This window comes from Xanthomonas hawaiiensis, assembly GCF_031834635.1.
Classification (GTDB): Bacteria; Pseudomonadota; Gammaproteobacteria; order Xanthomonadales; family Xanthomonadaceae; genus Xanthomonas_A; species Xanthomonas_A sacchari.
On the sequence record NZ_CP115873.1, the window covers coordinates 2,617,978 to 2,633,372 of the forward strand.

General features: G+C 68.5%; 9 protein-coding genes. All 9 read left to right on the plus strand.

The window, feature by feature from the left end:
• Positions 1–308 precede the first annotated feature (308 nt).
• The 9 genes from PG878_RS11260 (at position 309) to PG878_RS11300 (ending at position 15,317) form a co-directional block, all read left to right on the plus strand.
• The gene (locus PG878_RS11260; RefSeq protein ID WP_209029201.1) at positions 309–2,807 is read left to right on the plus strand and encodes a methyl-accepting chemotaxis protein; all 2,499 of its coding nucleotides are present in this window, start codon (positions 309–311) and stop codon (positions 2,805–2,807) included.
• A 321-nt stretch (positions 2,808–3,128) separates the two neighbouring features.
• Positions 3,129–3,584 (plus strand): hypothetical protein, encoded by a 456-nt coding sequence (locus PG878_RS11265; protein WP_244672390.1) that lies wholly within the window; start codon positions 3,129–3,131, stop codon positions 3,582–3,584.
• Positions 3,581–5,788 (plus strand): methyl-accepting chemotaxis protein, encoded by a 2,208-nt coding sequence (locus PG878_RS11270; protein WP_209029200.1) that lies wholly within the window; start codon positions 3,581–3,583, stop codon positions 5,786–5,788. Before PG878_RS11265 ends, PG878_RS11270 begins: the two co-directional genes overlap by 4 nt.
• A 60-nt stretch (positions 5,789–5,848) precedes the next feature.
• Positions 5,849–6,631 (plus strand): flagellar brake protein, encoded by a 783-nt coding sequence (locus tag PG878_RS11275; RefSeq protein ID WP_209029199.1) that lies wholly within the window; start codon positions 5,849–5,851, stop codon positions 6,629–6,631.
• 122 nt (positions 6,632–6,753) lie between these two features.
• On the plus strand, positions 6,754–7,248 hold the full coding sequence (locus tag PG878_RS11280) for a chemotaxis protein CheW (RefSeq protein ID WP_209029198.1): 495 nt from the start codon (positions 6,754–6,756) through the stop codon (positions 7,246–7,248).
• A gap of 175 nt (positions 7,249–7,423) precedes the next feature.
• The gene (locus PG878_RS11285; protein ID WP_244667628.1) at positions 7,424–7,804 is read left to right on the plus strand and encodes a hypothetical protein; all 381 of its coding nucleotides are present in this window, start codon (positions 7,424–7,426) and stop codon (positions 7,802–7,804) included.
• 100 nt (positions 7,805–7,904) lie between these two features.
• Positions 7,905–10,286, plus strand: coding sequence for a methyl-accepting chemotaxis protein (locus PG878_RS11290; protein WP_209029197.1), 2,382 nt, complete (start codon positions 7,905–7,907; stop codon positions 10,284–10,286).
• Between the two features lie 165 nt (positions 10,287–10,451).
• Positions 10,452–12,677: a methyl-accepting chemotaxis protein gene (locus PG878_RS11295; RefSeq protein ID WP_209029196.1), complete on the plus strand. Its 2,226-nt coding sequence runs from the start codon at positions 10,452–10,454 to the stop codon at positions 12,675–12,677.
• 417 nt (positions 12,678–13,094) lie between these two features.
• Complete coding sequence (locus PG878_RS11300) at positions 13,095–15,317, plus strand: methyl-accepting chemotaxis protein (RefSeq protein WP_209029195.1); 2,223 nt, start codon at positions 13,095–13,097, stop codon at positions 15,315–15,317.
• Positions 15,318–15,395 lie beyond the last annotated feature (78 nt).

Genomic DNA, 15,395 nt, shown 5'->3' on the forward strand with positions numbered 1-15,395 from the left:
GGTACGCAAATCGCGCCGATTCCGGTGTCGGGCTGCATCCGCGTGCGACCGGGCAGCGTAAGTGCTCCCATCCGACCATCACACCGATCCCACAACCCTGATGCCCGTCTAACCAGAACGGATCACAGATTCAATTTTTGTCTAACGCCGCCGCTAAAGAAATGCCCGAGTCGGACGAGCGCGCGCGATCCCGTCGCACGCGTCATCCTGCCTAGGCGACGTTCCCGGCTGCCACGTTCCCGCATTCCCCTGGCATGCGCTCCCCTGGAGCGCATGCCTTCTTTCGCTCTTCCTCCGAGACCCGCGCAATGACGTCGCACTCCGCGAACCACGCCGCTCCGCCCGCCTCCGAACGCCGCTCCCGTTTGCGGGTCTGGCACGACCTTCCCATCGCGCGCAAGCTCAGCCTGATCGGGGTCCTGGCCCTGATCGGCCTGGCCATTCCGCTGCTGCTGTACACCCGCACGCTCAACGACGGCGTGGAGGTCAGCCGCGCCGAGTTGCGCAGCTATGCGCCGCTACGGCAGATGCTGACGCTGCTGGCGGCCCTGCAGGAAGAACAGGTCGGCACCGCCGCCGAGGCGGCGCAGGCGCGCGTCACCGCGGACCGGGCGCTGGGCGAACTGCAACGGACCGTGCCGGCCCTGCCCGGCTTCGACCGCAGCACGGCGGCGCTGGCGCAGCTGCAGCAGACCTTGCAGACCAGGCGCACCGACTTCGCGGCGGTCGCAGACCACGCCGACGACGCCCTGGACGCCCTGCGCGACGACAGCCAACTGGTCTACACGCCCTACGTGGAGAGCTACCACCTGGTGGTCAGCAGCCTGATCTACGCCCCGGTGACCAGCCAGACCCTGACCCGACTGGACGCGATGCATGATCCGTCCCAAGCGGGCACGGAGACCCCGGTCCTGCGCGCCCAGATCGGTGAGTTGGCGCGCGATCAGGCGCGCCTGCGGCATGAACTGAAGAAGGCCCTTGGCCTGCTCGAGCAGCAGGATCCGGCGCTGACGCAGGCGGTGACCAGCGAAGCCGCCGTCGCCGACCGTGCCCTGCCGCAACTGGCGCAGGCCCTGGACAGCGGCGGCGCCGACGCCGACCAGCGCTGGAACGCGGCCCTGCACGGCTGGGACGAAGCCCTGCACGGGCTGAGCGCCACCGCCTTGCAGGCCCTGCAACGCCAGTCGCAACGGCACCTGGACGCGTCGCTGCAGGCGATGTGGTCCGCGGCGTCCGGACTCGGCGTGTTGACCCTGCTGATCGCGGCGATCTGTGCGCACACGCTGCTCACGCTGACCCGCAATGTACGTCGCGCTGCCAGCGTCGCCGCCGACATCGCCGAAGGCCGCCTCGACGCGCGGATCGTGGTGCCCAGCCGCGACGAAAGCGGCCGGCTGCTGGCCGACATGCAGCGCATGCAGCAACAGCTACGCGAGGTGCTGGCCGCCCAGACCGAGATGGCGCGGCGCCACGACGTGGGCCAGACCAGCTACCGCATGGACGAAAGCAGCTTCCCCGGCGACTACGGGCGCATGGTCCGCGACAGCAACGCGCTGGCCGCCGCGCACATCGCCGTGACCGAGCGCCTGGCGCAGATCATGGGCCGCTATGCCATCGGCGACCTGTCCGAGGACATGGATCGGCTGCCTGGCGAAAAGGCCCGCCTCACCGAGACGATGGATACGGTCAAGCACAACCTGACCGCGATGAACCGCGAGATCAAGCACCTGGCCGGCGCCGCGGCGGCCGGCGACTTCAGCGTGCGTGGTGACGCCGAGCGCTTCCAGTACGACTTCCGGCTGATGGTCGACAGCCTCAACCAGCTGATGGCCACCGCCGACGGCAACCTGCAGGCGCTGTCCGCCCTGCTGCAGTCGATCGCCGCCGGCGACCTCACCGCGCGCATGCACGGCGACTTCCAGGGCGTGTTCGCCACCATGCGCGACGACGCCAATGCCACCACCGCACAACTGGCGGCCATCGTCGCGCGCATCCAGACCGCCGCGGTCAGCATCAACGGCGCCGCCGCCGAAATCGCCACCGGCAACGACGACCTCTCGCGCCGCACCGAGCAGCAGGCCGCCAGCCTGGAGGAAACCGCTGCGTCGATGGAGGAACTGACCTCCACCGTCAAGCAGAACGCCGAGCGCGCGCGCGACGCCAACCGCCTCGCCGCCGGCGCGGCCGCGGTGGCGTCGCAGGGCGGCGCTGTGGTCGGCCAGGTGGTGCAGACCATGAGCGGCATCGAGACCTCCTCGAAGAAGATCGCCGACATCATCTCGGTCATCGACGGCATCGCCTTCCAGACCAACATCCTGGCGCTCAACGCCGCGGTGGAAGCCGCCCGTGCCGGCGAACAGGGCCGCGGTTTCGCCGTGGTCGCCAGCGAAGTGCGCACCCTCGCCCAGCGCTCGGCCAACGCCGCCAAGGAGATCAAGACGCTGATCGACGAGTCGGTCGGCCGTGTCGCCGAAGGCTCGGCCCTGGTCGAGCGCGCCGGCACCACCATGCAGGAGATCGTGACCTCGGTGCAGCACGTCACCGACATCATGAGCGAGATCGCCGCGGCCTCGCAGGAGCAATCGTCGGGCATCGAGCAGGTCAACCGCACCGTCACCCAGATGGACGAGAGCACCCAGCAGAACGCCGCCCTGGTCGAGGAAGCCACCGCCGCCGCCCGCTCGATGGAGGATCAGGCCGGGCTACTGCGCCAGGCGGTGGCGGTGTTCAAGGTGGAAGCGGCGACATCGCCGCTGCGCCCGTCGGCGGTGCCGGCCGCGCGCAGGCCGGCACACGCCTTCGCCTGAGTGCAGGCGCGCGGTAGCGCAACCAGAAGCGGGCATCTGTCGCGCCCGGGCCCCGGCGCCCTATACCGAGGCCTCACCCTACACACCATTCGGCCGCGGCCATTCCGCGGCCGAATGCGTTTCCGGCACTGCACATCGCGTTTTTTCGCAAGACGCGCACATCAGCATCGTTACCACCACGTGAATTGTGATGAATGACGCCTTAAGGAACCGTAGACGCTGTCGATAACGTGAGCAGCCGGTGAGTACCGGCGTCGCGCGGGCCGATTTCCCATGCAGGCACCCTCCGCCACGACGCACCGTTCGCGACGTTTCGCCCGCATGCCATGGGGACTGTTGCTGCTGGTGCTCTGGAGCATCTGGGCCGCCAGCCACTTGGTTGCGCTCGCCACTCCGCCACCGGCCGACAGTGCCGAGGCCATCCGCGCACGCCTGCTGGCGTTCGCCCCCGCGTCCATCGCCACCGGCCAGGCCGTGGCGTTTCGCCTGCGCGTGGCCGGCTGCGCCTGCGCCGCACCTGCGGCCCTCGCACTGCCTGGCATCCACAGCGTCGACCTGCGCGACCGTCCGGCGCCGCTGGCGCTGCCGTATGCGCTGATCGTGTTCGATGCGCACGCGCGCCTGATCTATGCCGGTCCGGCGCACCTGGCCGGATGCGGCACGTCCATCGCCGCCGCTGCGCTGATCCCACGCTTGCTGGCCGCCGGCGACACGTCGCCGCTGATCTCTCCCGCCCAATGTGGCTGTCCCACCGACTCCAAGGAACCCCTTGCATGAGCGCCTCGCCTACCCAAGGCCATTTTCTCGTCGGCAACGAGCGCTACGTCTACCTGCAGAAACTGGCGGCGCAGGCCGACCGGCTGTTCGTGACGGTGTCCGTCCTGGCCACGCTCGCCAGCCTGGTCGCCGCCTGGCATGAGGCCGCGTGGACACCATGGCTGGCGGTCAGCCTGCCGACCCTGGCCGTCGTTGCCCTGCAGGTGAAGCTGTACCCGGGCAGCCTGTTGAGCCGCTGCACCGTGGCGCTGGGCCTGATGGTGCAGGCCGCCGTGCTGATCCAGCAGTCCGGCGGCATGGTCGAGGTGCACTTCGGCGTGATCCTGCTGATCGCGCTACTGCTGTACTACCGCGACTGGCGGCCGATCGTGGTCGCCGCCGCGGCCATCGCCGTGCATCACGTGCTGTTCTTCTGGCTGCAGCACCGCGGCCTGCCGGTGCTGGCGTTCACCGCCGACGCGGGCATCGGCATCCTGGTCATCCATGCGCTGTACGTGGCCGTGGAAACCGCGATCCTGGTGCCGATGGCGGTGCAGATGCGCCGGCAGCTGCTGGACGTGGGCCACGATCCGCACGACCTGGCGCAGGCCGCGCGTGCGATGGCCCAGCAGCAGCCGCTGTCGGCGGCGATCCGCGCGCTGGACCTGCCGGAAGGATCCATTGCCCACACCCTGGTGGCGGCCAACGCGCAGTTGCTGCGCAGCCGCGAGCAGGACAGCGAGGCGCAGCGCGAGGCCCTGCGCATCCGCACTGCGCTGGACGACGTCACCACCAACGTGATGATCGCCGACGCCGAGCGCCGCATCGTCTACGTCAACCGGCCGCTGCTGCAGATGCTGAGCGACGTGCAGGACGACCTGCGCCGCGACCTGCCGCAGTTCGATGCCAGCGACCTGCTGGGCAAGACCATCGACGTGTTCCATCGCCATCCCGAGCACCAGGCGCGCATGCTCGCCGAGCTGAAGGGCACCCACCGCGCGCAGATCCGCGTCGGCGGCCACACCATGCGGCTGATCGTCAATCCGGTCACCGACGCTGCCGGCAACCGCCTGGGCTTCGTGGTGGAATGGGCCGACCGCACCGAGGAAGTGGCGGTGGAAGAGGAGATCGCCGGCATCGTGCGCGGTGCGGTCGCCGGCGACCTCGGCGGGCGCATCCGCCTGGACGACAAGCACGGCTTCCTGCTGCAGCTGGGCGAACAGATCAACGCCATGCTCGCCGCCGGCGCCTCCGGCCTGGGTCACATCCAGCAGATGCTGCGCGCGCTGGCCCAGGGCGACCTGTCGCGGCGCATCGATGCCGACCTGCAGGGCGTGTACGCGAACATGAAGGACGACGCCAACGCCACCGCCGAGCAACTGTCGGCGATCGTGCGGCAGATCCAGGGCGCCTCGGACGCGATCAACACCGCCGCCGGCGAGATCGCCGCCGGCAACGACGACCTGTCGCGCCGCACCGAGCAGCAGGCCGCCAGTCTGGAGGAAACCGCCGCCTCGATGGAGGAACTGACCTCCACCGTCAAGCAGAACGCCGAGCATGCGCACCAGGCCGACCAGTTGGCGGTCGGCGCGGCGGCCGTCGCCTCGCAAGGCGGCAGCGTGGTCGGCCAGGTGGTCACCACCATGAGCGGCATCGAAGCCTCCTCGAAGAAGATCGCCGACATCATCTCGGTGATCGACGGCATCGCCTTCCAGACCAATATCCTGGCACTCAACGCCGCGGTGGAAGCCGCCCGTGCCGGCGAACAGGGCCGCGGCTTCGCGGTGGTCGCCAGCGAGGTGCGCGTGCTGGCGCAGCGCTCGGCCAGCGCCGCCAAGGAGATCAAGGACCTGATCGACGACTCGGTGACCCGCGTGGCCGAAGGCTCGGCCCTGGTCGATCAGGCCGGCCGCACCATGCAGGAGATCGTCAGCTCGGTGCAGCGCGTCACCGACATCATGCGCGACATCGCCTCGGCCTCGCAGGAACAATCGGCCGGCATCGAGCAGGTCAACCAGACCATCGTGCAGATGGACGAGGCGACCCAGCAGAACGCCGCGCTGGTCGAGGAAGCCAGCGCCAGCGCCCGCTCGATGGAACAGGAGGCCGGCGCACTGGCGCGCGCCGTGGCATCCTTCACCCTGGAGCAGCGCCCGCCGCTGGGCGCCGTCGCCACCGCCGGCAACGTGCGTCCGGTCTACAAAAACGCCGTGCTCAGCCGATAGCATGCGTGGGGCGGCCCGACCCGGTGCCGCCCCACCCACCTCCAGTACCCACTCTCCACCATGGCCGAAGGCACTCCCAGCGACTCCCCTGTCCCGACTTCGCCGGAAGAAGAAGTGGAGGACGACCGTTTCCTGCTGACCAAGCCGCGACAGATCCGCCAGTTGCTGCAGTCGCTGATCCAGCAGCGTTCGCAGGTCAGCGCGCACGTGGGCGGTCGCGACCAGGCCTTCTCGACCGCGTTGCTGGACCTGGACGAGGACAGCCTGCTGCTGGACCTGAGCGTCAACGAGGCCTCCAACCGCGCCGCCGAGCAGGCCGAGTACCTGCTGTGCTTCGCCCAGTTGGACAAGGTGCGGGTGCGTTTCCGCATCGAAAGCCCGCAGCGCACCGACGACAACGGCCAACCGGGCCTGCGCGCCGCGCTGCCGGAATCGCTCTACTACCTGCAGCGGCGCGAGCATTTCCGCCTGGAGACCCCGATCACCGATTCGCCGTTGTGCGTGCTGCGCATCGACGACGATGCCGGCCAGGTCGACCTGAAGCTGCGCGTGGTCGACATCAGCGGCGGTGGTCTGGCGGTGGCGCTGGTACAGGGCCAGCCGATGCCGCAGCTGCAACAGAGCTACCCGAACTGCGTGCTGCAGCTGCCCGATGCCGACGCCATCCGGCTGACCCTGCAGGTCTGCAACATGTATGTCTCCAAGCTCGCCAACGGCCAGGACACCCTGCGCGTGGGCATGCGCTTCCAGGACCTGCCGCGCGGTGCCGACGCGGCGATCCAGCGCTACGTGTTCCGCATCGAGCGCCAGCGCAGCGCCCGCAAGAGCGGCGTACTTTCCTGAACGCCGCCGGCGGCCAGCCGATCCAGGTCTAAAGTTCGCCGTGGTCGCGCCGATCTAGCATCAGAGTCGCGCTTTCCCACCCACGCCACCACCCGCAATCCCGTGCGCACCAGGAGCACACGATGAACGACAAGACCACCTCCAACTCCGACGCCACCGGCGGCGAATTCCTCAGCTTCACCCTCGGCGAAGAACACTACGGCGTGGATATCCTCAAGGTGCAGGAAATCCGCGGCTACGATTCGGTCACCCGGGTCCCGGACGCCCCCGAGTACATCAAGGGCGTGATCAACCTGCGCGGCACCATCGTGCCGGTGATCGACCTGCGCCTGAAGCTGCGCCTGAAGGAAGCCCGCTACGACGCCTTCACCGTGATGATCGTGCTCAACGTCGAGAACCGCGTGGTCGGCATCGTGGTCGACAGCGTCTCCGACGTGATCCCGCTGAACCAGGAGCAGATCCGCCCGACCCCCGAGTTCGGCGCCGCAGTCGACACCCGCTTCATCTCGGGCATCGGCACCCAGGACGACAAGATGTTGATTCTGCTGGACATCGAGACCCTGCTCGACAGCGCCGAGTTCGGCCAGCAGCACGCCCACGTCGACGAAGCCGCCTGACGCGGCCTGTGCCGCCGGGCTGTAGACGAAACCCGCCGACCGGCGGGTTTTTTATTGAAATGCGAACTGTTTATCACTTGTGAGAATCAAGTTAACCGGTTTCAGGCCGATAGCTGAAGAGTGGCCGCTATCACACAGCCCTCACTTCATCCCCCCGCCCTCTAGGAGTCGTTCCATGAAACCGAGCTTTCCCATGCTGCTGGTCCTGCTGCTCGCCGCCAGCCCCAGCACCTTCGCCCAGTCCCAGCAGATGATCCCGCCGGAGATGGCGACCCGGTTCGTCGGCAAGGACGGCATGGTCTGCGGCAAGGTCGAGAAAGCCAAGTACGCGCAGAATTCCGAGGGCGAGCCGACCTTCCTGTACATGGGCGGCATGTTCCCGCGCCACACCTTCTCGGCCCGCATCGCCGGTGCCGACCGCAGCAAGTTCGGCTTCCCGCCGGAAACCCTGGAAGGCAAGGACGTGTGCGTGATCGGCAAGATCGAGCGGGACAGCTCGCGCGCCGAAATCCAGGTCAGCGCGCCGTCCAGCCTGAAGCTGGCCACCATCAAGTAAGTCCCCGCGCCGCCGTGCTGGACCCGTGCATGCGGTCCGGCGCGGCGGCGTTTGCCGTTCTTGCCCTTGTCGCCCCCTCCGAATTACGGGAAACGCGCTCATGCAGTGGATTAAAGATCTCAAGGTGATGCCCAAACTGATGCTGGCGTTCGGCGTCGTGCTGGCGTTGATGCTCATCCAGGGCGTGGCCGCCTACCGCGGTCTTAACTCGCTCGACGGCGTGACCAAGAATGTGTCGTCGCAGGTGGTGCCGAGCGTGCGCACCGGCGGCGAAATGCGCGGCATCCTCGGCGAGTACCGCAACGCGGCCTACCAGAGCCTGATCCGCAGCAGCGATGCGCTGAAGAAGGAATCGGCCGCGCGCAAGATTGCACTGAAGAAGCAGATGGACCAGATCCTGGCCAAGTATCCGCCCCGGATCGGCAGCCCGCAGGAAAAAACGCTCTATGACCGTTTGGTCGCGGACTGGAAGAAGGCCAGCGCCTCGTACCAGTCCGTCGACGAAATGCTGCAGCTGGACCTGCACGACGACGCCATCGACACCTTCACCGGCGAGACCCGCACCCTGCACAACAAGGTGATGGACGACGTCATCGCCCTGATCGCCGAGAACGACCGCCAGGCCAAGGCCGCGGCCGATGCCGCCAGCAGCACCTATAGCAAGGCCTCCGCGACGCTGTTGATCTGCCTGCTGATCGGCCTCGGCGCGGCGGTCGGCCTGGCCTTCCTGTTCGGACGGATGCTGGCCAACAGCGTGCGCGACGCGGTCAAGGTGGCCAGCGACGTCGCCGCCGGCAAGCTGGACGGACATATCGACGCCAACGGCAAGGACGAAATCGGCGAACTGATGCAGGCGCTCAAGCGCATGCAGCAGGACCTGCGCGGGCGCATCGAACGCGACGCCGCGGTCGCCTCGGAGAACCTGCGCATCCGCACCGCGCTGGACAACTCCTCGATCGGCATGTTCATCGTCGACCTGGACTACAACATCGTCTACGCCAACCCCTCGATGCAGGGCCTGACCGACAAGTACGCCGAGCAGATCCACTCGGTGGCGCCGGCCTTCGATTCGAGCCTGCCGCTGGTCGGCTCGCCGGTCACCGTGCTGGAGTACGGCAACCAGCACGATCCCAAGACCCTGTCGGAGCTGGAAAAGAAGGGGGTGATGGAGCGCGAGATGGCCTACGTCGACGCGCGCATCGCCCAGACCATCACCGCGATCCGCGACCAGCACGGCACCCACATCGGTTTCGTCTGCGAATCGCGCGACCGCACCCTGGAAGCGCAGGTCGAGCAGGAAGTGGCCAAGATCGTGCGCGAGGCCGCCGCCGGCGACCTGAGCGGGCGCGTCGGCCTGGACGGCAAGCACGGCTTCTTCCTGCAGCTGGCGCAGCAGCTCAACGGCCTGCTGCAGGCCAACGGCGACAGCATCGGCGAGGTGTCGAAGTTGCTGACCGCGCTGTCGCAGGGCGACCTCACCGCGCGCATGCACGGCGAGTTCCAGGGCGTGTTCGCGACCATGCGCGACGACGCCAATGCCACCGCCGAGCAGCTGGCGGCCATCGTCGGCCGCATCCAGCAGGCGGCGAACGCGATCAATGCCGCGGCCGGCGAGATCGCCGCCGGCAACGACGACCTGTCGCGCCGTACCGAGCAGCAGGCCGCCAACCTCGAAGAGACCGCCGCCTCGATGGAGGAACTGACCTCCACCGTGCGCCAGAACGCCGAGCACGCGCGCCAGGCCAACCAGCTGGCCGCGGGTGCGGCCTCGGTGGCCTCGCAGGGCGGCGACGTGGTCGGCCGGGTGGTCGAGACCATGAGCGGGATCGAAGCGTCCTCGAAGAAGATCGGCGACATCATCTCGGTCATCGACGGTATCGCCTTCCAGACCAACATCCTGGCGCTCAACGCCGCGGTGGAAGCCGCCCGTGCCGGCGAACAGGGCCGCGGCTTCGCCGTGGTCGCCAGCGAAGTGCGCACCCTCGCCCAGCGCTCGGCCAACGCCGCCAAGGAGATCAAGGGCCTGATCGACGCGTCGGTCGGCCAGGTGGCCAACGGCTCGACCCTGGTGCGTCAGGCCGGCCAGACCATGACCGAGATCGTCGCCTCGGTGCAGCGCGTCACCGACATCATGGGCGAGATCGCCGCCGCCTCGCAGGAGCAGTCGGCCGGCATCGAGCAGGTCAACCAGACCGTCACCCAGATGGACGAGACCACCCAGCAGAACGCGGCCCTGGTCGAAGAAGCCACCGCCGCCGCCCGCTCGATGGAAGAACAGGCCGGCCAGCTGACCGAAGCCGTGTCGATCTTCCGTGTCGAGCAGTCGGCCCAGGCCGTGGTCACGCATGCCCCGCACGCGGTGGCCGCGCCGAAGCCGGCACCGGTGGCGAAGAAGCCGGCGGCTGTCGCTCCCGCCAAACCCGCCGTGCGCGCCCGCAAGGCCGAACCGGCGCTGGCCGATTCGGACTGGCAGGAATTCTGAGACCGGCCCAGCCTGTCGCAGCGTTTCCCATCCCCGGCCTTCGCGCCGGGGATTTTTTTTGGCAGCGTGGACGCGAGGATTGTCTACACCGCACCGCACGGCGCACTCAATTTCTTCCCTGCCGCGGCCGTTAAAGGCTAGTGAACACCTCCAAGGACCACGTCCATGCCGTCTCGCTCACTGCTCACCCGTCTCTCGGATCTGCCGCTGCGCCGCAAGTTCCTGTGGCAGACCGTGTTGCTGGGTGCCGGCATCGTCCTGCTGGCGGTGATCGCTGCGCGGATGCAGTACCTGGACATCCGCAACACCCGCGAACAGGCGCTGAAGGGCCAGATCGAACTGGCGCTGGGCGTGGTACGCGCCTATGCCGCGGAAGTGGACAAGGGCAGCATGCCGCTGGAGGACGCGCAGCGCACCGCCCTGCGCACGCTGGAGTCGATGCGCGCCCGTGACGGCGTGGATTACTTCTACGTGCACGACATGCACCCGACCATGCTGATGCATCCCACCCGCAAGGATCTGATCGGCAAGGACATCGGCCAGGTGCTCAGCGCCGACGGCAAGCCGATCTTCCGCGAATTCGTGAAGGTGGCCGGAGCCGGCGGCGGCTACGTCGACTATCTGTGGCCCAAGCCCGGCAACGACACGCCGGTGGAGAAAGTGTCCTACAACGCCCCGTTCGCGCCCTGGCACTGGGTGATCGGCACCGGCGTGTACATGGACGACGTGCAGGCACAGGCGCTGATCTTCACCGGGGTGATGACCCTGGCCGGCGGCATCCTGGTGCTGCTCACCTTCGGCATCAACTGGCTGATCGGCAGCTCGGTGCTGCGCCCGGTGGCGCGCAGCCTGGAAGCGATCCGCGCGGTGTCGCGTGGCGACCTCAGCGTGCGCATCGACAATCCCGGCCGCGACGAGACCGGCCAGATGCTGGGCGCCACCGGCGAGATGATCCGGATGCTGGAGCGCTTCTCCAACGAGACCGCACAGATGGCGGTGCTGCACGCCGACAAGGACATGTCCCACCGCATGCCGGAGGATTTCCCCGGCGTGTACGGCGACCTTGCCGCGAGCATCAACCGCATGATGTTCGAGCACCTGGACGCCATCGTCGACGCCATCGCCGTCCTCAACGAATACGCCAACGGCGACCTGCGTCGTGACGCGCGCCGCCTGCCCGGCAGCCGCGCGGTGCTGCACGAATCGATGGATGCGGCCAAGGCCAGCCTGCTGGCGATCAACACCGAGATCAAGCGCCTGGCCGCCGCGGCCGCGGCCGGCGACTTCAGCGTGCGCGGCGACGCAGCGCGCTTCCAGCACGACTTCCGGCTGATGGTGCAGGACCTCAACGCGATGATGGAGGTCAGCGACCGCAACCTGGGCAAGCTGTCGGCGCTGCTGCAGGCCATCGCCGCCGGCGACCTGAGCGCGCGCATGCACGGCGACTTCCACGGCGTGTTCGCGCGGATGCGCGAGGATGCCAACACCACCGCCGACCAGCTTGCCGACATCGTCGGTCGCATCCAGGCCGCGGCGCGCAGCATCCACGGCGCCACCACCGAACTGGCCACCGGCAACGAGGACCTGTCGCGCCGCACCGAACAACAGGCCGCCAACCTCGAAGAGACCGCCGCATCGATGGAGGAGCTGACCTCCACGGTCAAGCAGAACGCCGAGCACGCGCGGCAGGCCAATCAACTGGCGGTCGGTGCGGCCTCGGTGGCCTCGCAAGGCGGCGACGTGGTCGGCCGGGTGGTCGAGACCATGAGCGGCATCGAAGCCTCGTCGAAGAAGATCGCCGACATCATCAGCGTCATCGACGGCATCGCCTTCCAGACCAACATCCTGGCGCTCAACGCCGCCGTGGAAGCGGCACGCGCCGGCGAACAGGGCCGCGGCTTCGCCGTGGTCGCCACCGAAGTGCGGACGCTGGCGCAGCGCTCGGCCAACGCCGCCAAGGAAATCAAGACGCTGATCGACGACTCGGTCGGTCGCGTCAGCGAGGGCTCGGTCCTGGTCGACCAGGCCGGCCGCACGATGAGCGAGATCGTGACCTCGGTCCAGCGCGTGACCGACATCATCGGCGAGATCGCCGCGGCCTCGCGCGAGCAGTCGATGGGCATCGAGCAGGTCAGCAGCACCGTGGCGCAGATGGACCAGGCGATCCAGCAGAACGTCGCCGTGGTCGAGGAAGCCGGCGCCTCGGCACGGGCGCTGGAAGAGCAAGGCCGCCGGCTCGGCGAGGCGGCGGCGGTGTTCCGGCTGGACGCGGCACCAGCCGGTGCCGACGGCGGCGCCGGCACCGCGCCCCCGGCAACGGCACGTACCGCCGCGCGACAGGCGCCGCTGCGACTGGTGCGCACGGCCGGCCCGACCGTCGAGGCCGATTGAGCGCCGATACCGCTGCGATAGGAACAATCACGTAACGCATCACGATTCGCGTGCCGGCGCGGTTCAAGCAATCGCCGCGCGAGTCGATATCAGGATCACGCTTCGTGATCCGCGCATGACACCGCCGGGTCACGACTGCGACCGTTCCAGGGAGCACGTGATGCCTAGCCTTCGCCGTCCACCATCGTCCAGCCTCCCGTGGCGATGCCGCGTCGCCGCATGCAGGCGCAGGCCTGGCACAGCGCATCTGCCAGCCGCTTCGCACCGCGGTCAGGCACTGCGGAGCCACTTGCGCACGGGCCTGGGTGGACGCGGCCACCTTCGCCCACGGTCACAGCCCGCGCCTCGCCTCGTCCTCGCCGGCTGACCCACCGGTTGCCTCGTCCTTTTCAATCCGCCGCTGCACATGGAATGCCCATGAACGTCCTCGCGCACCTGAAAATCCGCGACAAGCTGATCGTCGCCTTCGCCATGACCACGCTGCTGACCTTGGTGCTGGGGGCCCTCACCTACTCGCGCACCAATCTTTCCATCGCCGAGTTCAGGCGCATCCAGCACGACTGGGTCCCGGCGACCCAGGCCCTGGCCGAGGTACGCGCGCAGCTCGGCGAATTCCGCACCTACGAACTGGCGCAGTTGGCGCGGGCGGACGATCCCCAGGCCCAGGCCGACTATTTCAAGCGCATGCAGAAGGTGCGCACCGAGGTGGCGAAGAACCAGCAGGTCATCGCGGCGATGATGCGCGACCCCAAGCAGGTGCAGATGTACGCCGGCGTACAGGACACGCTGAAGGCCTATCTGCAGGCCAACACCGAGATGGGCACCGCCTTGCGCGCCGGCGACCTGGCCGGCGCGAAGAAGATCTCCGACACCCAGTCGCGGACGCTGCGCCGCACCCTGTTCGAACGCATCGTGGCGCTGACCGAGTACAACGTCGCCGAACTGAATCGGGAAATGGACCGCGCCGACAGCCAGCTGTCCAACACCAAGACCCTGATCCTGGCGCTGCTGGGACTGGCCGTGCTGTTCGCCGGCGTCACCGCCTGGCTGATCGCGCGCGGCATGGCGCGCCAACTGCACGCGGCCAAGCGCCTGTCGCAGGCGGTGGCACGTGGCGAACTGGACAGCGCCACCTATCCGCACGGCAAGGACGAGATCGGCGAGCTGATGGACGACATGCTGATCATGCGCTCGCGTATCCACGCGGTGATCCGCGCGCAGGACGAGATGGAGCGCCAGCACGCGAGCGGCACCATCAGCTATCGCATGGACGAGACCGCATTCCCGGGCGAGTACGGACGGATGGTCAAGGGCACCAACGAACTGGTGGCCTCGCACATCGCGGTGAAGATGCGCCTGCTGGACATCATCAAGCGCTACGCGATCGGCGACCTGTCCGAGGACATGGACCGTCTGCCCGGCGAAAAGGCCGTGCTTACCGACACCATGGACATGGTCAAGCAGAACCTGACCGCGATGAGCGAGCAGATCAAGCAGCTGGCGGAGGCGGCGGCGGCCGGTGCGTTCGGCACGCGCGGCGACCCGGAGCGGTTCCAGTACGGCTTCCGGACGATGGTGCAGGACCTCAACGCGATGATGGCGGTCAGCGACCGCAACCTGGGCGAGCTGTCGACGCTGCTGCAGGCCATCGCCGCCGGCGACCTCACCGCGCGCATGCACGGCGAGTACCACGGCGTGTTCGCCACGCTGCGCGACGACGCCAACGCCACCGCCGCGCAGTTGGCGGCCATCGTCGGCCGCATCCAGGCCGCCGCCGCCAACATCAATGTCGCCTCCACCGAGATCGCCAGCGGCAACGGCGACCTGTCGCGCCGCACCGAGCAGCAGGCCGCCAGCCTGGAGCGCACCGCCGCCTCGATGGAGGAACTGACCTCCACCGTGAAGCAGAATGCCGAGTACGCGCGCCAGGCCAACCAGCTCGCCGCCGGCGCGGCCGCCGTCGCCTCGCAGGGCGGCGACGTGGTCGGCCAGGTCGTCACCACCATGAACGGCATCGAGGCCTCGTCGAAGAAGATCGCCGACATCATCGGCGTGATCGATGGCATCGCGTTCCAGACCAACATCCTGGCGCTGAATGCCGCGGTGGAAGCGGCCCGCGCCGGCGAACAGGGCCGCGGCTTCGCCGTGGTCGCCACCGAAGTGCGCACCCTCGCCCAGCGCTCGGCCAACGCCGCCAAGGAGATCAAGGGCCTGATCGACGAATCGGTCGGCCGCGTCGCCGAAGGCTCGGCCCTGGTCGACCAGGCCGGCCGCACCATGCAGGAGATCGTGACCTCGGTGCAGCGCGTCACCGACATCATGAGCGAGATCGCCGCCGCCTCGCAGGAGCAGTCCGCCGGCATCGAGCAGGTCAACCAGACCGTGGTGCAGATGGACGAGAGCACCCAGCAGAACGCCGCACTGGTCGAGGAAGCCACCGCCGCGGCGCGCTCGATGGAGGACCAGGCCGGCCAGCTGGGCGCGGCCATCGCCGCCTTCAAGCTGGACACCTACCACGGCGTCGCCGCCAATGCGCCGACCACCCCGACCCCAGTCCGCGCCGGAACCCGGGCGACGGCGCGGCCGCGCCCGGCCATCGCGGCGGTCGCGGCCAGCGAGGCCCAATGGCAGGAGTTCTGAGCAGGCAAGCCACCGCCGGCGGTCGCCCCTGACCGCCGGCTGTCAATTTCGGCCGCCCCCGGCCGATAACCCGATTGA

Excerpts from the sequence above, each read along its gene's own strand:
- PG878_RS11260 (WP_209029201.1), top strand. The coding sequence starts at position 309 with ATGACGTCGCACTCCGCGAACCACGCCGCTCCGCCCGCCTCCGAACGC.
- PG878_RS11300 (WP_209029195.1), top strand. The coding sequence starts at position 13,095 with ATGAACGTCCTCGCGCACCTGAAAATCCGCGACAAGCTGATCGTCGCC.
- PG878_RS11295 (WP_209029196.1), top strand. The coding sequence starts at position 10,452 with ATGCCGTCTCGCTCACTGCTCACCCGTCTCTCGGATCTGCCGCTGCGC.
- PG878_RS11275 (WP_209029199.1), top strand. The coding sequence starts at position 5,849 with ATGGCCGAAGGCACTCCCAGCGACTCCCCTGTCCCGACTTCGCCGGAA.
- PG878_RS11285 (WP_244667628.1), top strand. The coding sequence starts at position 7,424 with ATGAAACCGAGCTTTCCCATGCTGCTGGTCCTGCTGCTCGCCGCCAGC.
- PG878_RS11280 (WP_209029198.1), top strand. The coding sequence starts at position 6,754 with ATGAACGACAAGACCACCTCCAACTCCGACGCCACCGGCGGCGAATTC.
- PG878_RS11270 (WP_209029200.1), top strand. The coding sequence starts at position 3,581 with ATGAGCGCCTCGCCTACCCAAGGCCATTTTCTCGTCGGCAACGAGCGC.
- PG878_RS11265 (WP_244672390.1), top strand. The coding sequence starts at position 3,129 with ATGCCATGGGGACTGTTGCTGCTGGTGCTCTGGAGCATCTGGGCCGCC.
- PG878_RS11290 (WP_209029197.1), top strand. The coding sequence starts at position 7,905 with ATGCAGTGGATTAAAGATCTCAAGGTGATGCCCAAACTGATGCTGGCG.